The following is a 24,411-nucleotide window of genomic DNA, read 5'->3' on the forward strand; positions in this document are numbered from 1 at the left end:
GTTTGAAAGTGAAATGTAAACGGTTAATTATGAAATGTACGTCAGGGAGCATCCCAAATGTATGTTGTAAGCGAAAACAAAAGGAGGTTCAACCAGTGTTTAAATCACTTTTTGGTGTGTTGCAAAAAATTGGACGAGCACTCATGCTTCCAGTTGCGATCCTTCCTGCTGCCGGTATTTTACTAGCACTTGGGAATGCGATGCAAAATCCGCAGCTGATTGATGTAGCTCAATTTTTAAGCAACGATACAATTCAGCTTGTTGCAAGTGTCATGGAGAATGCGGGGAACATCGTCTTCTCGAATCTTCCGCTATTATTTGCTGTAGGGGTTGCCATCGGTCTTGCCAATGGAGACGGAGTGGCAGGAATTGCCGCTATCATCGGTTATCTTGTCATGAACGTCACGATGAGTGCCGTATTAATGGCCAACGGATCCATTCCATCCGATTCACTCAAACTGGCCCAGTTCTTCAAGGAAAGCCATCCAGCATATATTAATATGCTCGGTATACCGACCTTGTCTACCGGCGTTTTTGGCGGGATTATCGTCGGGGTATTAGCAGCTTATATGTATAATAAATTTTACAAAATTGAGCTCCCGCAATATCTTGGCTTCTTTGCTGGTAAGCGTTTTGTTCCAATCGTTACTTCTATTTCAGCACTTATTTTAGGGCTATTGATGCTAGTCATTTGGCCGCCAATCCAAGGTGCACTGAACTCATTTTCAACAGGACTGCTCGCAGCGAATGAGCCGCTGGCTGCCTTTGTATTCGGTGTCATTGAACGATCATTAATTCCGTTTGGTCTGCACCACATTTTCTACTCACCATTCTGGTATGAGTTCTTTAGCTACAAGAGCTTATCAGGAGAGCTTGTCCGTGGTGACCAGCGTATTTTCATGGCGCAAATCAAAGATGGTGTTCAGCTGACAGCTGGTACATTCATGACAGGGAAATATCCGTTCATGATGTTCGGTCTTCCAGCAGCAGCACTTGCGATTTACCATGAAGCAAAACCAAAGAATAAAAAGCTAGTAGCAGGAATAATGGGATCAGCGGCCCTTACTTCTTTCCTAACAGGGATCACTGAACCACTTGAATTCTCATTCTTGTTTGTTGCACCAGTATTATTTGCGATTCACTGTGTATTCGCTGGATTATCCTTTATGATAATGGATATTCTAAACGTGAAAATCGGGATGACCTTCTCAGGAGGGTTAATCGACTTTTTCCTATTTGGTATCCTGCCAAATAGAACCGCTTGGTGGCTCGTCATTCCAGTAGGTCTTGTCCTTGCTGTCATTTACTACTTCGGATTTAGATTCGCCATTCGCAAATTTAATCTGAAAACGCCAGGCCGCGAGGATGAAGCAGCAGACGGAGCAAGTGAGGCGAAGTCTGAAAAAGGCAATGACTTGCCTTATGAAATCCTTGAAGCAATGGGTGATCAAGAAAATATTAAGCACCTTGATGCTTGTATCACGCGTTTACGTGTTACTGTCAATGATCAGAAAAAAGTGGACAAAGACCGCTTGAAAAAGCTTGGCGCTTCAGGTGTTCTCGAAGTAGGAAACAACATCCAGGCAATCTTCGGTCCGCGCTCTGATAATTTAAAAACACAAATGCAGGACATCATTGCAGGCCGCACGCCTCGTCCAGCGAAAGACCCTTCTGCAAAAGAAGAAGTCAGCCAGCAGGTCGAAGAAGTCATTGCAAAGCCGCTTCAAAATGAACAAGGGGAAGAAATTTTTGCTTCACCAATTACAGGGGAGCTTCATCCAATTACAGATGTACCAGATCAAGTATTCTCAGGAAAAATGATGGGTGACGGTTTCGCTATCTTGCCAACAGATGGAACAGTGGTTTCGCCGGTAAGAGGGAAGATTTTAAATGTGTTCCCAACGAAACACGCCATTGGCCTGCAATCTGATGGTGGACTTGAAATTTTGATCCACTTCGGAATTGATACGGTCGGCCTCAAAGGAGAAGGATTTGAAGCATTTGTACAAGAGGGAGATCAAGTAGAAATCGGTCAAAAACTTTTAGAGGTTGATATTGATAAAATTAAGACTGAAGTACCATCTTTGATGACACCAATTGTATTTACCAACTTAAGTGAAGGACAATTTATTGACCTTCAAGCATCCGGTGAAATCAAAGCTGGACAAGAAAACATCATGAAAATTTCAAAATAATTTTCATAACTGCCGTTCTTGTTAGATGACAAGCTCGGCAGTATGATATAATATTGTGGATGTATTAATTGTATAAAAAGGAGATTGATAAAAATGGCTCAACAAACATTCAAAGTAACTGCAGATTCTGGAATTCACGCACGTCCTGCAACAGTTCTTGTACAAACTGCTAGTAAATATGATGCTGATATCAACTTAGAATATAATGGTAAAACAGTGAACCTGAAATCTATTATGGGTGTAATGTCTCTAGGAATTGCGAAAGGTGCTACAATCACAATCTCTGCTTCTGGTTCTGATGAAAATGATGCACTTGCTGCGCTTAAAGACACAATGAAAAGTGAAGGCCTAGGCGAGTAATGCAACAACTGAAAGGAATCGGTGCTTCAGCAGGCGTTGCGATTGCAAAAGCATATCGTCTGGAAGAACCAGATTTAACAGTTCACCAAAAAGACATCAACGATCCAGAGACAGAAGTGAAGCGTTTTGAAGAAGCAATTCATGTTTCTAAACAAGAACTTGAAGCAATTAAAGAACATGCGCTAAAAGAGCTTGGCCAAGACAAAGCAGATATCTTTTCTGCCCACCTTCTTGTGTTAAGTGATCCTGAACTGCTAAGCCCAGTAAAGGATAAAATCAAATCTGATAAAGTAAATGCTGAATTTGCTTTAAAAGAAACAGCGACAATGTTTGTCACAATGTTCGAAGCAATGGACAATGAATACATGAAGGAACGTGCAGCGGATATTCGCGACGTAACGAAACGTGTGACTGGACATTTGCTTGGCGTTGACATTCCAAACCCAAGCATGATTTCTGAAGAAGTCATCATCATTGCTGAAGATTTAACACCTTCTGATACTGCTCAGCTGAACAGACAATTTGTCAAAGGCTTTGCAACAGATATCGGCGGTCGTACTTCTCACTCAGCGATCATGGCAAGATCTATGGAGATTCCAGCAGTTGTTGGGACAAAAGAAGCAACAAAAACGGTGAAAAACGATGATCTGATCATTGTGGATGGTATTACTGGAGACGTCATCATTCAGCCTTCTGAAGATGAAGTGAAAGCGTATCAAAAAAAGCATGAAGACTACTTAGCTCAAAAAGCGGAATGGGCGAAACTTGTTGACCAGCCAACGGTCACAAAAGACGGCGTTCACGTAGAGCTAGCTGCAAATATCGGAACACCTGAAGATGTAAAAGGTGTACTTGAAAATGGCGGCGAAGCAGTTGGATTGTACCGTACTGAATTTTTATACATGGGCAGAGACCAGCTTCCTACAGAAGAAGAGCAGTTCGATGCGTATAAAACAGTTTTAGAGAAGATGGAAGGGAAAGCAGTGGTTGTCCGCACACTAGATATTGGTGGCGATAAAGAACTTCCTTACTTGCAGCTTCCAAAAGAAATGAACCCGTTCCTTGGCTATAGAGCCATTCGCCTTTGCCTGGAAGAGCAGGAGATTTTCAGAACACAACTACGCGCCTTACTTCGTGCAAGTACATATGGAAACTTGAAAATCATGTTCCCTATGATCGCGACGTTATCAGAATTTAGAGAAGCAAAAGCCATTTTACTTGAAGAAAAAGAAGCATTGGTTGCCGCTGGTACAGACGTTTCTGATTCGATTGAAATCGGAATGATGGTAGAAATTCCATCAACAGCTGTCATCGCAGACCAATTTGCAAAAGAAGTAGATTTCTTCAGTATTGGAACGAATGATTTGATTCAATACACAATGGCTGCTGATCGAATGAACGAAAGAGTGTCTTACCTTTACCAGCCTTACAACCCAGCGATTTTACGTCTTATTACGCTTGTGATCGAAGCAGCGCATAAAGAGGGTAAATGGGTCGGCATGTGCGGTGAGATGGCAGGAGATGAAATTGCAATCCCGCTACTACTTGGATTAGGATTAGATGAATTCTCAATGAGTGCAACATCCATTCTTCCAGCTAGAACGCAGCTAAGCAAGCTTTCTAAAGAAGAAGCTGCATCATTTAAAGAGCATATTTTATCACTTAGCACAACAGAAGAAGTGGTTGATTTCGTCAAGAAGACGTTTCAACAAAACTAAGTGAATGAAAACCAGACAGGTGAAACTGTCTGGTTTTTTTGTCGAATTTTATCATATTGAGTCATAATGGGCAGTGAGAAGGGCACCCTATAATTAAAAAATGGAGGTGACCAGATTGCCTTTCTCAGACTACAAACCGGGTGATCAAGTATATGTGATTTATCGAAATCCACATGCTGCAAACGTAGCACAAATTAAAGAAGCAGAAATTGTTTCACATCCATACAACGAAGAAGAGCTTGCCCTCTTTTTGCTTGAAACGTATCATCCACTAGCACCAGATGATGCTGTGTTTCCAACATATGAAGAAGCAGAAGCTCTTTATCAAGACTTGTTTGAATAAGGGAGATTTTAGAAAGGATAAAAGCCATCCTGTGCGGTTAAAGTAACGGTATGAAAACCTTAAAGGTAAGGATGTGCTTAATATGATCAAACCTTTCGTTCCCCAGCTTGTTTACATTGAACCTCGGGCGTTAGAGTACCCGTTAGGACGAGAGCTGAAGGAAAAGTTTGAGGGTATGGGAATCGAAATAAGAGAAACGACTTCACACAACCAGGTCAGAAATATTCCGGGAAAAAATGACTTGCAAAAGTATCGTAACGCAAAGTCAACACTTGTCATTGGTGTGAGGAAGACATTAAAGTTTGACTCGTCTAAACCATCTGCAGAGTATGCGATCCCATTTGCAACAGGATGTATGGGGCATTGTCATTATTGCTATTTGCAAACAACAATGGGAAGTAAGCCTTACATCCGAACGTACGTCAATGTAGAAGAAATATTAGATCAGGCTGAGCAGTATATGAACGAGCGGGCGCCGGATATCACGAGATTTGAAGCATCATGTACTTCAGACATCGTAGGAATAGACCATTTGACACATACACTCAAACGAGCGATTGAATACTTCGGGCAGACGGACCTGGGAAAACTTCGCTTCGTCACGAAATTCCATCATGTCGATCATCTGTTAGATGCAAAGCATAACGGCCGGACAAGATTCCGTTTTAGTATCAATGCCGATTATGTCATTAAATATTTCGAGCCTGGCACATCACCGCTAGATAAGCGGATTGAAGCGGCTGTTAAGGTCGCAAAGGCAGGCTATCCTCTAGGCTTTATTATTGCTCCAATCTACATCCACGAAGGCTGGCAGGAAGGGTATAAAGTTCTTTTTGAAAAGCTTGATGCAGCTCTTCCTGAAGATGTGAGAGACGATATCACCTTTGAGATGATTCAGCATCGCTTTACAAAACCAGCAAAGCGTGTGATTCAAAAAAACTACCCAAAATCAAAATTAGAGTTGGACGAAGAAAAAAGAAGATACAAGTGGGGAAGATACGGAATAGGAAAATATATCTATCAAAAAGATGAGGAACAAGAACTAAGAAAGACTTTAGAGTCATATATAGATCAGTACTTTCCTTCTGCAAAAATTGAATATTTTACTTGAAACAAGCCTATACGGCTTGTTTTTTCTATTTAAATTTTCTTACAACTATTGAATGCGGTATCATTTTGCCGATATATAAATTAAGGTGTGAAAGTAGATGTAGGGGTGATGAGATGTTTAAGAAACTTCAAGTGAGAATAGCTGTTTTCATCTCAGTTATTTTAATTTTAACCGTCGTGGCCGTTCAAGTGGGTTCTAACATAGTATTAACACCACTTATTGAACGAGATGCAAAAACCACCACAGCAGCAACGGCAGAGAGCATGAGAGACATCATTGCACAAAAGCTTGATAATTACAGTGATACAATTAATAAACTGGCAACTAGTACACTTACTGAAGATTTTGCGCAAAAACAAACAAAACAAACATTAGTCTTCGAAAACGATGAACTAAAAGGCTTGCAGGAGCAGGATGAACTTATTTCACTTGCCTATATTGGAACAAGTGACGGCAAAATGTTCGCCTTCCCAGAGTCCGATTTTGGTGAAGGGTATGACCCATCTAAACGAGATTGGTTTATCCAATCAGCTGAAAAGCCTGACGAAGTCATTTGGACTGATCCATATATCGATAAAGCAACAAATGAAATGGTCGTCTCAGCCACAAAGGCGATTGTCAGAAACGGAAAGGTCGTTGGGGTCGCTGGACTTGATTTGAAATTATCCTCCATTCAATCTTATATAAAGGAACAAAAGATTCCTTATATGGGTACCGCTTTCTTAGTTGACGGCAAAGGAACCATTTTAGCACATCCAACAGAGCAAGGAAAAAACATATCAAAAGTAGCTTCTGTGAAAAAAGCGATCGACAATTCAGGTATTGATGACAGAAAAGAACTGACGGTCATATCTAAAATCAAAGAAGCTGATTGGACGATTGGTGTCAGCTTTGAGAAAAAGAAACTGCTTTGGATCACAGAACAAATGAATCAGACAAGCATCATTATTTCCGTCATTGCCATTATTCTTGCGATGATCCTCAGCTTCTTATTGGCAAGAAGCATTACAACGCCAATCAAGCGTCTAATAGAGCATGTGCGTAAGGTGTCAGAAGGCGATTTAACAAGTACGCTTGCAGTGAAATCCCAAGATGAAATTGGTTCCCTCACGAAAAGCATTAATCAAATGACCGAGGATATCAGGGAGTTAATTGAAAAAGTGAAATGGGCTTCAGATCAAGTTGTGAAATCAGCGGATGAAGTGACCCACATTTCAAATGAGACTTTGCTGTCTAGCGAACAGATTGCAACGGCCATTCAAGAGGTGGCAACAGGAGCGACTAAGCAGGCATCAGATGCAGAAACGATTAATGAAAAATCAGAGTATTTGTATGAGAAAGTGCGCCATATGGGTGAGCTTGCCACGCAAATGCAGACCAACTCAAAATCATCTGAAGATGCAAGCTATAAAGGGCTTGACGCACTTGGTTTGCTCGTCCAAAAATCAACACAAGCGAGTGAAGAATCGAAAAAGGTTGAGCAAATGCTGCTAGACCTTGAGCATAAAACGAAAAATATTGAAAATGTCGTGACCGCCATCTCTGAAATCTCGGATCAAACGAATTTACTTGCACTGAATGCAAGCATTGAAGCAGCGAGAGCAGGAGAAAGTGGACGAGGATTTGCTGTAGTTGCAGAAGAAGTGAGAAAGCTTGCTGAACAATCTGCGCAGTCAACAAAACACATTAGTGAAACCGTCAAACTCATTCAAGATGAATCGAAGAAGGCGGCTGAAGCGATGACAACAGCAAGTAAAATGAATGAGGAACAAGGTGCCGCCATCAATGCAACCGGTGAGGCACTTAGCAGTATCACAATGGAAATGCAGGCACTTGTCGGTTCAATCGACAGCATTCATACACAGATTAATGAAATGACAGAAGAGCAGCAGAAGATGAGTGACTCCATTCAAAGTATTGCTGCCATTTCAGAAGAATCTGCTGCCTCAGCTGAGGAAGTGCATGCGTCTACAGATGAACAAGTTCAAGTGTTAGAAAGAACGAAAACCTCAACTGAAATGCTGAACGAATCAAGCCAGGCACTGCGTCAGGCGGTTGACCGATTTAAGGTGTAATGAGCGGAAAGGAACCTTGCGATGTGAGCAAGGTTCTTTTTGTATGATAAAATAAACTAGAGGAGGTGTTGACATGGATGTCAATCTAACTGGAAAAAAAGCATTGGTAGCTGCAAGCAGTCAAGGTATCGGAAAATCGATTGCCTTTGCTCTAGCAAAAGAGGGAGCAGATGTGATGCTCTCGGGAAGACATGAACAGAAGCTGAAAGAAACAGTCAAGGAGCTGTCTCCGCTTGTCAAAGGACAGCTGACTTATCAAGTATGTGATGTATCTGACGCCGGGCAAATCAAGGCGCTTGTTCAAGCGGCGGCTGGTGATGAGAAGTGTCTCGACATTCTTGTGAACAATACAGGCGGGCCTAAAACAGGAACGCTCGACACCTTAACAGATGAAGATTGGATCGAATCATTTCAGCTTCATTTACTCAGCTATATTCGATTATTAAAAGAGGCATTGCCTTATTTGAAAAAACGCGGCGCACGTGTGTTAAATATTGCGTCAATGTCAGTGAAAGAACCGATCCCGGGCTTGATGCTGTCGAATACATTTAGACCTGCCATTGCCGGCTGGACAAAAACAGCCGCTCAGGAGCTTGCGAAGGATGGTATTTTGATCAATACGTTAGCACCGGGAAAAATTGAAACAGACCGTGTGAAACAGCTGGAAAAGCACCGAGCACAAAGAGAGAATCAAACGGTTGAAGAAATCAAAGCACAGGCTGAACGAGCGATCCCGCTTGGCCGTTACGGACAGCCAGAAGAATTTGCAGCATATGCAGTGTTTCTTTTATCTGAAGCCAATACATATATGACAGGTCAAACACTGATCATTGATGGTGGATTGACAAAGTCTCTTTAAGGAGGAACAAGTGATGGCACAAATCAAAACAGTTGGTTTTATAGGAATCGGTGTAATGGGGCGCAGTATGGCAGGGCATTTAATGGATGCAGGCTATGAAGTTATCGTTTATACAAGAACGAAAGCAAAAGCAGACGCATTGATTCAAAAAGGGGCATCATGGAAGCCGGCAGTAAAAGAGATTGCAGAAAGTGCAGATGCCGTCATCACAATGGTGGGATATCCATCGGATGTAGAAGAGATCTATTTAGGTGAAGATGGGCTTGTGGCACATGCCGCTCCAGGTACATATCTCATTGATATGACGACATCGAAGCCTCAGCTTGCAAAAGAAATTGAGCTGAAAGCGAAGGAAAGAGGTGTATTTGCATTAGATGCACCTGTATCAGGCGGAGACATAGGAGCCCAAAATGGCACGCTGGCCATTATGATCGGCGGAGAAAGGTCAGCCTATGAAGCCTGTCTGCCCCTATTTGAGCAAATGGGTGAAAACATTCAATATCAAGGACCGGCAGGAAGCGGTCAGCATACAAAAATGTGTAACCAAATTGCCATTGCAGCGGGGATGGTCGGTGTCGCAGAGGCAATGGCCTATGCCGAAAAATCAGGGCTTGATCCAGAGCAGGTGCTCAAAAGCATCACAACAGGTGCAGCCGGCAGCTGGTCCTTGTCAAACCTTGCACCAAGAATGCTGAAAGGCGATTTCGAGCCAGGGTTTTATGTGAAGCATTTTATCAAGGATATGGGCATTGCACTTGAAGAAGCAGAGCTGATGGGGGAAGAAATGCCAGGGCTCTCACTTGCGAAGTCACTTTATGAAAAGCTGAGCGAACAGGGTGAAGAAAACAGCGGGACCCAGAGCATCTATAAATTATGGGTCAAATAAATAAACTGCCCCGCCTAGGTGGAATAGTTTGCAGTTTTAAACAAACTCTCAAAACAAACTAAAAACCTGTCCCACATAGGGACAGGTTTTTTTGATATTATTTTCCGATGAATTGCTGCGTCCAGTAGTTGCCAGATTTCACATAACCAACACCGATATGTGTATAGCTTTTGTTTAAAATGTTCGCTCTGTGGCCTTCACTGTTCATCCATGCTGTCACAACTTCTTGAGGGGATCTTTGACCTTGGGCAATGTTTTCACCTGCTGATTTGTAAGTGATGCCGAATTGCTTCATTTGATCAAATGGAGATCCATAAGTTGGGCTTGTATGAGAGAAATAGTTTTTATCTTTCATATCTTGAGATTTTGCACGAGCAGATTTGCTTAATTTAGAATCAACAGAAAGTGCCTTTAAGCCTTGTTTTGCACGCTCTTTATTTGTCAGCTCAACCACTTCTTTTTCAAATGCATTTAAGCTGCTGTCTGCTTTTGATGCCGCTGTGTCTTTTTGGTCAGCTTTAGTGTTGCTGTTTGTGTTTTCTTTTGCTGGAGTGCTTGGCTTAGAAGCAGTTGGTTTTTTCACTGATTCTTGTTTTTGTTCTTGTTTTGCTTTGTTTACTTCTTTCACTACTTTTGTTCCAGTAACAGGTTGACCGCTTTTGATCAGTTTGTTTAATAGAGCTTCGATCTCTTTTTGATTCGACTTGCTTAGCTTATTTACATCTGAAGAGATATGTAATTTTGCTGCTAGTGTATGAAGATCAATGGCTTGATGCTGTACATTTATTACTTGTTTCAGGTTAAGCTCCTTCGCATCAGCTGAATGTCCTCCAGTGAATGTGATGAGTGCAGCAGCTGTCAGCGCTGAAAAAAAGAATGATTTCTTCTTCATATTGTAACTCCTCCTAAAATCTTTGTTTTGTTTTCTCACAAAAAATCATAACATGGACTTTTTGTTATAAACATACCAGCATCCTCCATTGACAATGCCAGTTTGTCATTTTTGTTAAAGTCATCGTAAGAGTCGCTTCATATCAAAGGATAGGGAATTCTTCCATTTAAAGAAAACGACATAAACATACCAATATTTTAAAGTGTTAGTATATTTTTTTGCAGATTAGGGATTGACAGCTTTTTTCCACTCGTTTCGCTGTAACAACTATTACAAAAGTGTTACAATAATGAGTGGTAATTGTAAAAGATTGAAAAGGATGAGAGGAGCTACATAAGTGGGAGAGAAACAGCATCAAGGTGCTGCCGAGCAAAAAAAAATCAAGCGCCGGAACGCCTGGAGAATTAATCTCTTTTTCTTCGCTGTATTTAGTTTATTTGCTGGACTTGTGATCAAGCTTGGTGTGCTGCAAATCGTCAATGGTGAAGATTATAAAAAGCAAGCCAACCGAACAGAGGTCAAAACAGCATCATACCCGTCTCCAAGAGGAAAAATGTATGACGCGAGAGGAAGAGTCGTCGTTGATAACGAAAGTGTACCTGCCATCGTTTATACATCAGAAAGCGGTGTGAAAGCGGAGGATAAGATTAAGGTAGCAAGAAAACTTGCGACTTATATAAAAATGGATACTGATTTTTTGAGAGAGCGTGACATTCGAGATTTTTGGCTGGCGAGCCATCCGAAAGAAGCGGATAAACTCATTTCAAAAGCGGAGAAAAAAGATATCGATGCAAAGGATGTCTATCCGCTTCAAGTAGAGCGTGTCCCAAAGAAAGAAGTCAAAGCGATCGAAAAGGATGCAGAGGAAAAAGCTGTTGCAGCGATCTACCGTAGATTTACAGGCGGATATGCCTTTGAGCCCCAAATCGTGAAGGCAATGAACCCAAACGAAGAGAAAAAAGGGGACGAAAAAGTGGCTTTACTCGATGAAACGAAAGAATCAAAACAAACTTCATCCGTAAGCCTGACATATGAAGAAATTTCACTTGTCTCAGAGCATCTTGATGAACTGCCTGGTGTGAACGTCATCAACGACTGGACAAGAAAATATCCGTATGAAAAGACCCTTTATAATGTACTTGGCGGTGTGACTACACCAGAGCAAGGAATTATTAAAGAGCGTGAAGATTACTATATGGCAAGAGGCTACTCGCGAAATGACCGGGTAGGGAAGAGCTATTTAGAATATCAATACGAGGATTTTCTAAACCCAGAGAAAGCGACCGTTCAATATACACAGGTTGGCGGGAAGCTGCTCGATGAAATCAAGCGGACAGAAGGACGAAGAGGACTTGATCTTGCGCTGACATTTGATATGGAGCTGCAAAAGGAAGTCGACAAAATCGTTGAATCAGAGCTTAGATCCGCCAGCGCGAGAAACTATATGATGGATCGTGCCTTTGTCGTCATGATGGACCCTCACACAGGGGATGTTCTCGCCATGTCAGGCAAGAAAATGGACGGCAGAGACGTCACAGATTATGCGATCGGAACATTTACGACCCAGTACGAAATGGGCTCTGTTGTCAAAGGAGCCACAGTACTTGGCGGTTATCAGGACGGGATGTCACACAACCAAGCCTATATGGATACACCGCTCTATTTTGCAGGGAGTAATGGAAAGGCGAAAAAGTCTTATAAAAATCTAGGATGGGTCAATGACCTTCAAGCACTCCAAAAAAGTTCCAACGTCTACATGTTCCAAGTAGCGATGAGAATGGCGGGCATCACCTATCAAAAGGATGGTCCGTTACCTGCAAGGCCTGAGCACTTACAAAAAATGAGAAACTACTATGCGCAATTCGGTCTTGGCGTGAAAACGGGGATCGATCTGCCGCAGGAATCAAGCGGGATGCAGACGCATCCTAAGACGGTCGGCGGACTCTTGCTTGATGAAGCAATTGGTCAGTACGACACGTATACACCGCTTCAAGTGGCACAATACATGTCAACGATCGCCAATGGAGGCAGCCGTATTCAGCCAAGAGTAGTGAAAAGTGTTCATCTTCCAACGAAGAAGGATGAAGTAGGCTCAGTCGTAAAAAAATATGAGCCGAAAGTGCTGAATACGATTAACAACTCGAAAGCAGATATTGACCGCGTAAAAACGGGACTGAAAATGGTCACATCAACAGGCGGAACTGCCGCTGGCCGGTTTGGTCAGCATGATGTCGCAGGAAAAACAGGTACAGCGCAAACGTTCTACTATGGTGCCAACCGCAGCTGGTGGGGAAATTCAACGTACAACTTAACCTTTGGAGGATATTATCCTTCTTCTAATCCAAAGGTGGCGTTTAGTGTCGTGACACCTTATGTCTCAGATAAGGATCCTGTTATTAAAAACATCCCGAGTAAAATTGTGGATAAGTACGTTGAATTACAAAAGAAATATGAAAAACAATAAACCGCAGGGAGCACAGCAGCAGAAAGTGCTCCCTTTTTGCTGAAAATATGGACGTTTCCCTCGATGACAGAAGGAAAATACGGGTTTTCTAGCGAATCTTTTTTATACATCAATCTAAGGACAACCCTAAAAAATGAAAAGGAGGGTCGGACGACGATGGAACAACAAATGAAAGATTCGAATCAATTGTATTCGAACATCGATTTACATGCCGTTCTTTCTTCTAATGGCCGCTTTCTCTACATTTCTTCCAACTGTAAGCAGCTTTTGCTCTATGAACAAAAGGATTTACTAGGGTGTTTTTTGAAAGACTTTGTTCATACCGAAGATCAATTTCTCGTCGAAAGTTATTTTTACAATCAGCACATGCTAGAGGTTTGCCACTTTAGACTGCTAAGAAGTGATCTGACAGCTGTATGGATCGAAGCAAGCATTGATTTTGTTGCTTGTGATGGGTTAGACAACGAAGTAAGTAGAGAAATGATCCTGAAAATGAGGGTGCTGGATACTGAGCCCCAAAAAGCAGCATTTCAAACAACATCAAAAGTAGCAGAACAGTCGTTAGGCAGTCTGCCGGCTTTCCAAAATGTCGGTGAAGCTGAACAATTGATTGCCATGCTGCCAAATCCGTTATGTATTACGACTTTAGGGAAAATTGTGTATGCGAATGATGCGATGCTGCAATTAATGGGGGTAAGTGCAAGAGATGACATGATCGGCAAGTCCGCGTTTGATTTTATTGCTGAAGAGTACCATGATATTGTCAGAAGCCGAATAACAAGGCTGCAGCAAGGCCTTCCAGTCGGAATGATTGAACAGATATGGAAGCGTCAAGATGGGAGCAGTATTCATATTGAGGTAAAGTCATCACCGACGATTTATCAAAATCAGCGGGCAGAGCTTTTACTGCTCGTGGACATCTCATCCCGTAAAAAATTTCAAACCGTTCTTCAAAAAAGCCGGGAGAGGTATCAGCTGCTCATTCAAAACTCCATTGATACGATTGCAGTCATCCATGATCACAAGTGGGTGTTTATGAATGAATCTGGCATTAAATTATTTGAAGCCGAGCATTACGATAAATTAATAGGAAAGGATATCTTTCATCAAATTCATTCCTGTGATCAGCAAAAGGTCAAAAAGAGTTTATCACGTATTATTGAAAGAGCATCAGATTCTGAGATTGTCACAATGAGCTGTCATACGTTTAAACATAAGCTGATTTATACAGAAATGGTCTGTATCCCAACTACATTTTTTGGAGAAACAGCGGTTCAAATTATTTTAAGAGATATCTCCGAACGTAAGCAGACAGAAGAGCTCATGCTCCGCTCTGAAAAATTATCGATTGCAGGCCAATTGGCGGCTGGCATTGCACATGAAATCAGAAACCCATTGACCGCCATCAAAGGCTTTTTACAGCTTATTAAACCGAAAACAAAAGATCGCGATCAATACTTCGAGATTGTTTTCTCTGAGCTGAGCCGAATAGAAATTATCTTGAGTGAGCTGCTAATGCTGGCGAAACCGCAGCAAACGTCCTCAATGCAGACGCTGGATTTGAAAAAAATCATCAGCGAAGTCACAGCCTTGTTAGAAACACAAGCGAACTTAAATGGCATTTTAATGAACACAAGTGAGATAGAGGAGGGTCTCCTGATGAACGGAGATCAAAATCAGCTCAAGCAAGTGTTTATCAATTTAATCAAAAATGCCGTAGAATCCATGCCGGACGGAGGAAAGGTAGACATCACAGCCAAAGCAGAAGGTGATGGAATACTTGTCACGATTCGTGATGAAGGGATCGGCATTCCTGAATCGGTGATGAAGCGGATTGGAGAGCCCTTTTTAACCACAAAGGAAAAAGGAACAGGACTTGGCCTCATGGTCACATTTAATATTTTAGAAAATCATAACGGGACGATCCGTGTGGATAGTCAGCCTGAAAAGGGCACCGTATTTCACATCATGTTTCCTGCAAAATAAAAACAACGGCAAGAGAGCCGTTGTTTCAATCTAGCGAATGAATAGAACGTTTTTCGAGTACAAATTGTTCTAGCCGGTCAAGTCCTTCTTTCAGCGTTTCAAGTGAATAAGCGTAAGACAGGCGCACATACCCTTCGCCAAGTGGAGAGAAAGCAGAGCCTGGTACGACCGCAAGTCTTGTACTTTCTAACAGCTCCATGCAAAAATCAAAGGAACTCATCCCAAACGATTCAATGGATGGAAAAATATAAAAAGCGCCAGAAGGTTTAATTACCGGAAGCCCCATAGAAATGAGCCGATCATATACATAATCGAGTCTTTTCTTATATTGCTCTCTCATGATCAGTGCATCATCCACACCATTTGTCACAGCTTCAAGTGCCGCCTTTTGTGAGACAGCCGAGGCACAAGACACGTTATATTGATGTACTTTTAATACATGTTTAGCAATTGGAGCTGAAGCAAATAAAAATCCAATTCTCCATCCAGTCATGCTATGAGATTTAGACAGTCCATTGATGACAATGGTCTGTTCTTTTAAGAAAGAGGCAATTGAATGATGCGGCCGGTCAAATGTCAGCTCGCTGTAGATTTCATCGGATAAAATAAAGATGTCTTTTCCTTCAAGGAGCTGGGCAATTTCTTTCAATTCTTCTTCTGAAAGCGTGACACCAGTCGGGTTTGAAGGGTAAGGAAGAACCACACACTTTGTCTTTTCCGTTAGCGCATCCTCAATCAGCTTGGCATTCAATTTAAAGCCGGCATTCGTTGTGTCAATATGTACGGGCATGGCACCGCACATTCGAATGATCGGTTCATATCCGGGGTATACAGGTCCAGGTAAAATGACCTCGTCGCCTTCTGTTAAAATGGTTCGAAACGCAGCATCAATTGCTTGACTTGCACCTGTCGTCACAATGATTTCTGACTCTGCATCATAATCAAGATTCACTTTCTTCTTGATATAATGCTGGATCGCTTGTCTTAGCTCTAGGAAACCAGCATTGTGAGTGTATGAGGTGAAATTCTCGTCAATGGCTGCTTTGGCAGCTGTTTTGACATGATGCGGCGTATAAAAATCGGGCTGGCCTATCGTCAATGAAACGACATCCTCATATGACGATACGAGATTTGAAAATGTTCGAATGCCTGAAATTTCAATATCCTTTACTCTTGGATTCAGCAAATGCTCCATTTCTCATCACCTTAAAAATTTATGTTTTTATCCTATTTTACCATTCACTGCATAAATGTCACCTGCGAAAGGCACTGGATATCGTTATATGTAGTCTATTCTCCTATCCATCACCGCATGAGTGATATATTGAAGAAAGAGCAACATTTATTATAGCGTAACCTCAAGAGAAAATACAGGCTGTGATGAAGATGATTAGAAAACGGCAAAACTGCGTAAACTGAAAGAACGTGAGAATCAGGGTCATGGGAATGGCTTTCATAGACATACGATCTCCTAAAGGAGGACGATAGATGGAACAATCAGCGAAGACATCGAAAATCGCGTTCCTATCCGTGCTGAGCAACACATTTGTGGTCATCTTAAAAATCATTGTGGGTCTTTTAACCGGATCTGTTGCGGTTTTATCAGAAGCCATTCATTCGTTTCTCGATTTAATGGCGTCGTTTATTGCATTTATTTCTGTTCGTATTTCAAGAAAGCCAGCAGATTCTAAACATCCTTATGGACATGGAAAAGTCGAAAATATTTCTGGAACGATTGAGACCCTGCTGATTTTCGTTGCTGGCATTTGGATTATATACGAATGTGTTCACAAATTAATGCATCCAGAGCCAGTCAAGCTGCCTGTGCTTGGTATTGTGGTCATGCTGCTAGGCGCGCTCATCAATTTTGTTGTATCGAGGGTTGTGAACAAAGAGGCTGAGCGAGTACATTCAGTTGCCATGAAATCAAATGCACTGCATCTTTTAACGGATGTGTTTACGTCATTAGGGGTGGCATTTAGTTTATTGCTTGTGGCATTAACCGACTGGTATTTCCTAGATCCGATCATTGGAATGGTTCTGGCCCTCTTTATTATGCGTGAAGCGTTTAAACTCATGAAGGAAGCCTTCCCGCCGCTTGTTGATGCTCGGTTAACACCAGAGGAAGAACAATCAATCGAAGCGATCATTCAAGGATTTAGTCAAGAATTTATTGAATATCATGACTTTCGAACAAGGCGGTCTGGTGCCGAGGAATATATTGATTTTCATTTGATTGTAGATGGAAAGACAACGATTGAAGATGTTCACCAATTATGTGATCGAATTGAAGAGAAGATTCAGCTGGAATTTCCGCATGCACAAATCTTTATTCATGTGGAACCTGAAAGTGAAAGAAGCGCACAAACGTAAAAAAGGCGATCAACCTATTCTCAGGTTGTATCGCCTTTTTTTACGCTTCATCTATGAAATGAAATCAATATCCATAAGCAGTATCGTAGTCTTCATACCAAGAGATATAAGCTGTGTCATCATTTGACAAACCATGCTTCATATCTAAAAAATCAGCCTCGCAAATATCTTCAATTACAGTCATTTCGTTGTTCTTTAATAATACGACAGTTCCCATCATGAACACCTTTCTTTAAAAAAATCCTTGACTATTGTACCATTTGAAGAATCATTGTCAACAGAAGAATGGAAACAAGACGAAAATATCACAAAATGTTAAAAAATCAGGAGGTAAAAGAACTAGAAGTGCCATGTTTTTCACAAATTTTCAGTATTTATTCACATAAATCGCTTAGATCAAACTGATCTAAAATGTATGTAAAAGTGTAAGCTCCATTGATCTTGCTATATTCATAGGATATAATAACGAATGATTATAAGAAATTTATAGAAAACATACATAATAAAGGAGAAATAGGATGGAAACCAACATAACAGAACCACACATTCAAGAAAAGAAGCATCCTGAGCTAGCAGGTGTAGGCTATCGTTTTCTTGCACACCTTTTGGACGGTATCATTATCGGTGTACCAATTGCATTTATCATGTTTATTTTGGCGTCAGTCTTTTTTATTTCAAGCCCAGAGGCAGCAATGATGATGGATGACGACAGTTATTACTATTCTTCAACCGTCATAACGGATGAGGAATGGGAAGCTATTATGGGACTGATCTTTTTCTATATAGGGGCAATCTTGATGGGTACCGTGGTGACATGGCTTTATTACGCCATCATGGAATCATCAAAATTGCAAGGAACACTTGGAAAGATGGCTCTCGGCATCAAAGTAACAAAAGTCACAGGCGAAAAGGTCACATTTGGCCGTGCAACTGGCCGCTTCTTTGCAAAAGGCTTTTTGTCTCCGATCTTATATATTGGCTATATCATTGCTTTCTTCACAGAAAAAAAACAAGCACTTCACGATTTGATTGCAAGTACCATTGTTGTGAAGAAATAATGAAAAAGCACCTCTGCTGATGGTAAGAGGTGCTTTTTTTCATAGATCGCTTGTATGGAAGAGAGAAACAGCACATAAAATAGAATGATAGTGAAAAATGAGGCAGGGAAGGGAGACAATCGATTGAGAACAGGAAAAAAGACCGCACAGAAAAAAGGGGCAGGCTTTGGGCTGTTTTTGACAGCACCTGTGCTGGCCTGGGCGTTGTATGATTTTGCAAATACGATCTTTTCATCAAATATGATCACCATTTTCTTCCCATTTTACTTGCAGGAAACGATCGGGGACAGTGCGAGAATGGACCAGATCGCCAGCACCTTTATTTCTTATGCAAACGCACTAGCCAGCTTTTTTCTCGTCATTTTTACACCTTTATACGGAGTGCTGATTGATCGTACAGGGAAAAAGAAACGCTACATTACGGTGTTTACGTTCATATGTATTGCCTGTACGCTTTTGATGGGGATTTTTGCTGGGATTGATTTCTCAAGTGAATGGTTTGGGCTGCCTGTTTCTTTATTGGTCGTGGTCACCTTGTTTGTGATCGCAAAGTTTTTTTATCATTCTAGTCTTGTTTTCTATGACACCATTTTGCCCGATCTTGGGACAAAGGAAGAAATCCCGCTTATTTCAGGATTTGGTATCGCTGTTGGCTATTTAGGAACACTTGTCGGCCTCTCTGTTTATTTACTTGTCGGCAATGACCAGTTTCATGAAGCATTTATTCCGACAGCTCTTTTATTCCTTCTCTTTTTTCTACCCTTTCTCTTTTTTGTAAAAGATCCTCATCCGCTGCCTCAGCGAGAGAAAAAGGCGTCTTTTTTCAGCGGGTATAAAGAGATTATTCACACGTTTAAAGAGATGAAAAAGTACAAGCCAGCTTTTATCTTTATGATTGCTTTCTTTTTTATGAATGATGCTTTACAAACAGCGATTGCGATGATGGCTGTTTATGCCAAAATCATCATTGGCTTTACCGCTGGGCAATTTATTTTGCTCTATCTTGTGTCGACCATTTCAAGTATCATTGGCTCCTTTCTGTTTGGATATATCACAAAAGCGATAGGGGCAAAGCGATCGATTACAGTTGTGTATGTCATTTTGATTGTGGCGCTGATTCTGGCTGTGACAGCGGCAACCGAATGGGTCTTCTGGATAGCGGGCAGTTTATTCGGGATTTCACTTGGCGCAAGCTGGGGGGCATCACGAATCTTGATTATTGAACTGACACCGAAGGAAAAAAGAGGACAGTTTTTTGGCCTCTTTGCATTCTCAGGGAAGGTATCTTCCATTATCGGGCCGATCATTTATGGCTCAGTTACCCTGCTGTTTGCAGAGCACGGAAATCTCGCAAGCCGCCTTGCACTAGGGTCTTTGCTCATCCTTGCAGCGATAGGACTTGTGATTCATCAATTCGTTCGAGAGAAAGCGTAAAGAAACGTCAACTTTTTACCTATGCTGCCGATATAAAAAGTACAATCTTATATTGAAGAATAGAGGGATTTCCGTGGCTTTAAACAAACAAGAAATTTTACTTGACTCTGGTACCAATGAATTGGAAATTGTGAAGTTTGAAATTGGTGCAAATCAATTCGGCATTAACGTCATGAAAGTAAGAGAAATCATTCAGCCGGTTGAGGTGACGGTTGTACCGCACTCTCACCAAGATGTAGAAGGGATGATTAGTTTACGAGGCGAGATTTTACCAGTCATCAATCTATTTTCCTTTTTTAATGTCGAGTCAGATCAGTCAGAACAAGAGAAATATATTGTGACTGAATTCAACCAACGGAAATTTGTGTTCCATACAGGAACGGTATCACAAATTCACCGCGTCAGCTGGGAAGAGATTGAGAAGCCGACTGCACTCAATCAAGGGATGGACCGTCATTTAACGGGCATCATTAAGCTTGATGAAAAAATGATTTTCCTTCCAGATTACGAAAAAATCATTTATGATATTGAATCCGCTTCTGGTGTTGATACGTATCATATGTTTGACGGTGAGAAAGACGAGAGAAGAACAGGGAAGAAACTGTATGTCGTTGAAGATTCTCCGCTTCTCATGCGTTTATTAACAAATGAATTAACCGAAGCAGGCTATAAAAACATTGTGACCTTTGAAGATGGCAAACAGGCATATGATCATGTCATGGACCTTGTCAGCAAAGGAATCAGTGTCACAGAAGAAATTGATATGATTATTACGGATATTGAAATGCCTAAAATGGATGGCCACCGGCTAACAAAACTGCTGAAGGACAATCCTTTAACAAATTCCATTCCGATTCTTATTTTCTCTTCGTTAATCACTGAAGATTTGCGTCATAAAGGGGAAACGATCGGGGCAGATGATCAAATCAGTAAACCAGAAATTCATCAGCTGATTGAAAAAGTCGATCATTTTATTATCTAAACGAAAAAACCACTCGGTATGAGTGGTTTTTTTCTGTTTAAAAATAACTTTCCCCGAGACGTTTGAAGACGGGCTTTGTGTAATGTGATTTTTGTTTTGTGGCGGCAGGTTTTTCTTTTAAACCGACATACGTTTGAAGTATTTGTTTTGCTCGGTTTAATGACATATTCGCTTTCGGATTGCGATATGATTGATTTAAATTTCCTAAGTGTGGCAAAAATTCGAAGTCTTCTTTCGTTGGTGGCAGGTGAAAATAATAATCTCCAATTTCAATCAGCACGTCGGACTGTTGTTGACTATACTTGGGATTGTTAGAGAAATGTAGGCCCACTTTTCTTCCTTTACCTTCTTGCAATAGTTTTTGCAGCGCGCGTTTTTTCAAAAGATAAAGAAACTTGGGGTTTGGTGCGGTTTTAGCATGGCGGTTAACAGTATAAATGGCTTTTGCGATGTTTTCTGCTGTAGGTTCTATGTCTTTAGTATGAGCATAATCGTCCATTTTTTCTCTCCTTTGTCTTTCGTCTTCCTGTGCTTAGTATAAATTATACGTTTTTATTAGTAAATTGCAAATAGAGTTATTGTAAAAAGAAAACCTTTGGTATAAAGGGATTAGGGAGGGTTGAAAATTTTGTGTTTTAGAATCCCCCCAAAAACATCCCCCAAATTATAAATTCATAGCCTAATTCTTCAAAGGTATGGCTATATATATCATTAATCATTTGAGGGTTGTTCCCAAGACGATCAGCTATGAATTTGACTGGTATTCTTTTGCTTATCAGTATAGTCGCATGAGTAAGTCGTAAACTGTGAACGGTAAATTTTTTAGATTACGGTTATCGATAACAGATTGACAGCATAAAGGAGATGTCAGAGGAACAGTCTCGAAAAGTGTTAAAACAAGTAAAGCTTTTGTCCATAAATGGATAGGGGCTTTAACTGGATAAAATTGGTTATTCGGTTAGTTAAAACGTGATATGATTGTAAAAAGGAGGTAATATCATGACATTCAAAAAAGCGTTCAATATAGGTTATTTTGTTTTGCTTTTATCTTTTATTGTCGTATATTTCTTGCTTCCAGTCGATCAATTATTTACAGCAATTATGATCCTAACCGTATTATTTGGAGTTTATCAATTTGTGATTTTCAAGAAACTAAAAGAACAAAAACAGCAATAAAAAATGCCCTAGTCTGCATTCGTCGAGGGCATTGAAATTTAAGCCATTCTCATTGCTTGTATTTTCAATAGTTATTTATGATGGGTTTAAACACCCTCTTCATTTTAGCAAACACACTATCTGTCATCAGTTTTCTTCTACCCGTTTAATCTGAAGAGAATCAGTCTGTTTTAATTTTCTATATGCTAAAGGTGTCGTATTTTTTATTCTTTTAAACAAATTGATAAAATAGCTTGTGCTGTTGAAACCTACTTGGTAGGCGATTTCTGTGATATTGAGATCCGTTTCTTGGAGCAGGATGAGGCTTTGCTGAATTCTATATTCATTTACATAATGCATAGGTGATTTCTTTAAAATGTCTTTGAAGGATCTGCAGCATTCTGAGCGGCTAAGCTGACCTGCACGAGCGATATCTTGGAGAAGGATCTTTTCATGATAATGCTGATGAATCCAATTCAGCATGTGTTTCATCCGTTCATTTTTATCGTGTTTACGCGCATCATGTTTCATTTGGAAGCCATTTTGTAATAAGCTTTTCCAAATGGTGATGAGCTGAATATTGAGTTCAAGTTCATAATAGACTGGAGTTTCATCAATTAATTGTTGAATGGTTTGAATACATTGATAAATCTGCTTTGGCCAGTGATCTTTTCGGTTGAGTAAAATATAAGGTGTCTGGCTCGCATGCATATAAGGATGGACAAAAGTGGTGAATAATTCATTCGCTGTGATGAAAGAGGGAGAGACATTTAAACAAACATAAGTACATGCCGTCCCATTCGCATCTTTTACCATGTGCAGGCAGCCACTATTGATGAAAATGCCATCTCCTTGCTTTACATATAATGTCTCTTCATTAATATGAAATTCAGCCTCACCCTCTAAAATAAAGACAAATTGAAACTCGTCATGCCAGTGAAGAGGAATATAGCCGCTTCTATGAAGACGAATTTTCGTATGATAAAGAGCAATAGGCCATGTTGTCGTGGAATGCTCCGTTAATTCTTTCAGGTTGTAGTCAATCAGAAAATGATGGTTGTGCATGATTCTCCTCAATATTCTTTTATTTTTATGTTCAATTCATATATCAATATGTAACAAATTGAACTACTATCAACTATATTATCATGATTTGTTAAGAATTGAGGAGAATGAAAATGAATAGGAGAAAGGGCATTTTATTTGTACTCATAGGCGCCATCTGCTGGGGTGTAGGAGGAACGATTTCACAAAAATTGTTTCAGCAATATGGGATTGATGTCGATTGGCTTGTGACGGTCCGGCTGCTCATCTCAGGGGGATTGCTTTTATTTGTTCATGTGATGACAAAAGAAAAAACACATCTGATGGGTGTGTGGCAAAAGAAGAGGACAGCGATGCAAATCCTTCTATTTGGGCTAATGGGGATGCTGTCTGTTCAATATACTTATATGGCATCCATTCAACATGGAAATGCTGCTGTGGCAACGCTGCTGCAGTATACTGCCCCTGTTATGATTATCGTGTATTTGGTCATTCGCAGGCAATCAACCTTCACTAGAAGAGATCTGGTCACAGTGGTATTGGCTTTAGCGGGTATGTTTTTCTTATTGACGAATGGTTCTATTTCAACATTAACCGTTCCATTTGCGGCAGTGATTTGGGGAATATTATCGGCTGTGGCGCTCTCGTTTTATACGTTATATCCAATTAGCCTGTTAAAACAATTCGACTCTCTAGTGATTGTCGGCTGGGCAATGCTGATAGGAGGAGGCGCCCTTAGCTTGATCCATCCCCCATGGAAGGTTAATCTAACTCATTTACCTTTTGAAGCGTATGTCTATTTATTATTTGTGGTCATATTTGGAACGATGATCGCTTTTTGGTTTTACATAGAAAGTTTGCAATACTTATCACCAAAAGAGTCGAGCTTAATTGGAAGTGTTGAGCCCCTTGCAGCAGTCGTTACGACTGTTTTCTGGTTAAAAGAGCCATTCGGACTTTTCCAATGGATAGGGACAGCTTGTATTGTCTATATGATTTTATTCTTGGCTTTGTATCAGCCGAAAAAATGAGAGGGATGGGTGTTGAACAATAGAAGGAATGATAAGAAGAATTGACTGAATGAAATATAAATAAAGTGAACTATTAGTTCATGATAACTACCTATTTATTAAAATGGGTAGTTTCTCAAATGATATTTTTTTATATGATGTAAGCAGATGAATTATTTTGTATGAATAGAATAAGCGCAATAAAAACAACCATTAAAGTCAGTTTCATTCGTCATTTGTTTGGCTTCACCCATGGCGCTTTCCCCATTCATATGCATGCCAATCAATGTACGGCTTGCAGCATCACCTAAAAATGCACAATCTTCTGTATGTACAACAAACTGTCCCTGTTCATTCTTTGTATGAATAAAATAGTAACTTTTTAGCATTTCCTTCACCTCCAACCTGACTATCCTACTATAAAACGTTTAATGATGTAAAGGAATTTTATTGTGAAAAACAAGAA

The 24,411-nt window shown here is 40.6% G+C and carries 22 protein-coding genes and 1 pseudogene; 17 read left to right on the forward strand and 6 right to left on the reverse strand.

Features of this window, described 5'->3' with window-relative positions; all coding sequences use genetic code 11:
• The first annotated feature begins 95 nt into the window (after positions 1-95).
• The 9 genes and pseudogenes from ptsG (at position 96) to AAYR28_RS06575 (ending at position 9,547) form a co-directional block, all read left to right on the forward strand.
• The gene (gene ptsG / locus AAYR28_RS06540) at positions 96-2,195 is read left to right on the forward strand and encodes a glucose-specific PTS transporter subunit IIBC (RefSeq protein WP_070325764.1); all 2,100 of its coding nucleotides are present in this window, start codon (positions 96-98) and stop codon (positions 2,193-2,195) included.
• A gap of 93 nt (positions 2,196-2,288) precedes the next feature.
• The gene (locus AAYR28_RS06545) at positions 2,289-2,555 is read left to right on the forward strand and encodes a phosphocarrier protein HPr (protein WP_003211078.1); all 267 of its coding nucleotides are present in this window, start codon (positions 2,289-2,291) and stop codon (positions 2,553-2,555) included.
• Positions 2,555-4,273 carry a phosphoenolpyruvate--protein phosphotransferase gene (gene ptsP, locus AAYR28_RS06550; RefSeq protein ID WP_041106058.1) on the forward strand — a complete coding sequence of 573 codons (1,719 nt, stop codon included), beginning with the start codon at positions 2,555-2,557 and terminating at the stop codon, positions 4,271-4,273. Before AAYR28_RS06545 ends, ptsP begins: the two co-directional genes overlap by 1 nt.
• Before the next feature lie 100 nt (positions 4,274-4,373).
• Complete coding sequence (locus AAYR28_RS06555) at positions 4,374-4,616, forward strand: transcriptional regulator SplA domain-containing protein (RefSeq protein WP_044331928.1); 243 nt, start codon at positions 4,374-4,376, stop codon at positions 4,614-4,616.
• Positions 4,617-4,698: 82 nt separating this feature from the next.
• A complete protein-coding gene (splB, locus tag AAYR28_RS06560) occupies positions 4,699-5,727 on the forward strand; it encodes a spore photoproduct lyase (protein ID WP_120207148.1) in 1,029 nt (342 codons plus the stop codon).
• A 113-nt stretch (positions 5,728-5,840) separates the two neighbouring features.
• Positions 5,841-6,863, forward strand: a pseudogene (locus AAYR28_RS19040) (HAMP domain-containing protein); the annotation flags it as partial.
• Positions 6,855-7,802 (forward strand): methyl-accepting chemotaxis protein, encoded by a 948-nt coding sequence (locus AAYR28_RS19045; protein WP_369877327.1) that lies wholly within the window; start codon positions 6,855-6,857, stop codon positions 7,800-7,802. The pseudogene AAYR28_RS19040 and the gene AAYR28_RS19045, both read left to right, overlap by 9 nt.
• 73 nt (positions 7,803-7,875) lie before the next feature.
• On the forward strand, positions 7,876-8,661 hold the full coding sequence (locus tag AAYR28_RS06570) for an SDR family oxidoreductase (RefSeq protein ID WP_120207143.1): 786 nt from the start codon (positions 7,876-7,878) through the stop codon (positions 8,659-8,661).
• 13 nt (positions 8,662-8,674) lie between these two features.
• Positions 8,675-9,547, forward strand: coding sequence for an NAD(P)-dependent oxidoreductase (locus AAYR28_RS06575; RefSeq protein ID WP_120207141.1), 873 nt, complete (start codon positions 8,675-8,677; stop codon positions 9,545-9,547).
• A gap of 97 nt (positions 9,548-9,644) precedes the next feature.
• Here AAYR28_RS06575 and AAYR28_RS06580 read toward each other — a convergent pair whose 3' ends face one another.
• Positions 9,645-10,439 (reverse strand): CAP domain-containing protein, encoded by a 795-nt coding sequence (locus AAYR28_RS06580; protein WP_061109766.1) that lies wholly within the window; start codon positions 10,437-10,439, stop codon positions 9,645-9,647.
• Between the two features lie 337 nt (positions 10,440-10,776).
• Here AAYR28_RS06580 and AAYR28_RS06585 point away from each other — a divergent pair, with 337 nt between their 5' ends.
• Positions 10,777-12,903, forward strand: coding sequence for a penicillin-binding protein 2 (locus AAYR28_RS06585; RefSeq protein ID WP_345808956.1), 2,127 nt, complete (start codon positions 10,777-10,779; stop codon positions 12,901-12,903).
• A gap of 156 nt (positions 12,904-13,059) precedes the next feature.
• Positions 13,060-14,889, forward strand: coding sequence for a PAS domain-containing sensor histidine kinase (locus tag AAYR28_RS06590; RefSeq protein ID WP_025092344.1), 1,830 nt, complete (start codon positions 13,060-13,062; stop codon positions 14,887-14,889).
• Between the two features lie 25 nt (positions 14,890-14,914).
• Here AAYR28_RS06590 and AAYR28_RS06595 read toward each other — a convergent pair whose 3' ends face one another.
• A complete protein-coding gene (locus AAYR28_RS06595) occupies positions 14,915-16,084 on the reverse strand; it encodes an aminotransferase A (RefSeq protein ID WP_024426854.1) in 1,170 nt (389 codons plus the stop codon).
• A gap of 293 nt (positions 16,085-16,377) precedes the next feature.
• Here AAYR28_RS06595 and AAYR28_RS06600 point away from each other — a divergent pair, with 293 nt between their 5' ends.
• Positions 16,378-17,262 carry a cation diffusion facilitator family transporter gene (locus tag AAYR28_RS06600; protein WP_024424706.1) on the forward strand — a complete coding sequence of 295 codons (885 nt, stop codon included), beginning with the start codon at positions 16,378-16,380 and terminating at the stop codon, positions 17,260-17,262.
• 64 nt (positions 17,263-17,326) lie between these two features.
• On the opposite strand, the gene AAYR28_RS06605 is transcribed toward AAYR28_RS06600, so the two are convergent.
• Positions 17,327-17,479, reverse strand: coding sequence for a hypothetical protein (locus tag AAYR28_RS06605; RefSeq protein ID WP_162842519.1), 153 nt, complete (start codon positions 17,477-17,479; stop codon positions 17,327-17,329).
• 301 nt (positions 17,480-17,780) lie between these two features.
• Between AAYR28_RS06605 and AAYR28_RS06610 the strand changes: the two genes are divergently transcribed.
• The 3 genes from AAYR28_RS06610 (at position 17,781) to AAYR28_RS06620 (ending at position 20,736) form a co-directional block, all read left to right on the forward strand.
• Positions 17,781-18,320 (forward strand): RDD family protein, encoded by a 540-nt coding sequence (locus AAYR28_RS06610; RefSeq protein WP_024424707.1) that lies wholly within the window; start codon positions 17,781-17,783, stop codon positions 18,318-18,320.
• A 123-nt stretch (positions 18,321-18,443) separates the two neighbouring features.
• Complete coding sequence (locus AAYR28_RS06615; RefSeq protein ID WP_034281575.1) at positions 18,444-19,754, forward strand: MFS transporter; 1,311 nt, start codon at positions 18,444-18,446, stop codon at positions 19,752-19,754.
• A gap of 73 nt (positions 19,755-19,827) precedes the next feature.
• Positions 19,828-20,736, forward strand: a complete 909-nt coding sequence (locus tag AAYR28_RS06620) for a chemotaxis protein (protein ID WP_024424709.1) — start codon at positions 19,828-19,830, stop codon at positions 20,734-20,736.
• A 37-nt stretch (positions 20,737-20,773) separates the two neighbouring features.
• Here the strand turns inward: AAYR28_RS06620 and AAYR28_RS06625 are convergent, their stop codons facing one another.
• Positions 20,774-21,235, reverse strand: a complete 462-nt coding sequence (locus AAYR28_RS06625) for a YkyB family protein (RefSeq protein ID WP_008356877.1) — start codon at positions 21,233-21,235, stop codon at positions 20,774-20,776.
• Positions 21,236-21,735: 500 nt separating this feature from the next.
• On the opposite strand from AAYR28_RS06625, the gene AAYR28_RS06635 reads away from it, so the two are divergent.
• Positions 21,736-21,912 carry a hypothetical protein gene (locus tag AAYR28_RS06635; RefSeq protein WP_169737552.1) on the forward strand — a complete coding sequence of 59 codons (177 nt, stop codon included), beginning with the start codon at positions 21,736-21,738 and terminating at the stop codon, positions 21,910-21,912.
• A 126-nt stretch (positions 21,913-22,038) separates the two neighbouring features.
• Here the strand turns inward: AAYR28_RS06635 and AAYR28_RS06640 are convergent, their stop codons facing one another.
• Positions 22,039-22,956, reverse strand: a complete 918-nt coding sequence (locus AAYR28_RS06640) for an AraC family transcriptional regulator (protein ID WP_268468668.1) — start codon at positions 22,954-22,956, stop codon at positions 22,039-22,041.
• A 113-nt stretch (positions 22,957-23,069) separates the two neighbouring features.
• Between AAYR28_RS06640 and AAYR28_RS06645 the strand changes: the two genes are divergently transcribed.
• Positions 23,070-23,966 (forward strand): DMT family transporter, encoded by an 897-nt coding sequence (locus tag AAYR28_RS06645; RefSeq protein ID WP_217008572.1) that lies wholly within the window; start codon positions 23,070-23,072, stop codon positions 23,964-23,966.
• 152 nt (positions 23,967-24,118) lie between these two features.
• Here AAYR28_RS06645 and AAYR28_RS06650 read toward each other — a convergent pair whose 3' ends face one another.
• Complete coding sequence (locus tag AAYR28_RS06650; RefSeq protein WP_024424712.1) at positions 24,119-24,334, reverse strand: hypothetical protein; 216 nt, start codon at positions 24,332-24,334, stop codon at positions 24,119-24,121.
• Between the last annotated feature and the right edge of the window lie 77 nt (positions 24,335-24,411).

This window comes from Bacillus safensis, assembly GCF_039619585.1.
Taxonomy (GTDB): domain Bacteria; phylum Bacillota; class Bacilli; order Bacillales; family Bacillaceae; genus Bacillus; species Bacillus safensis.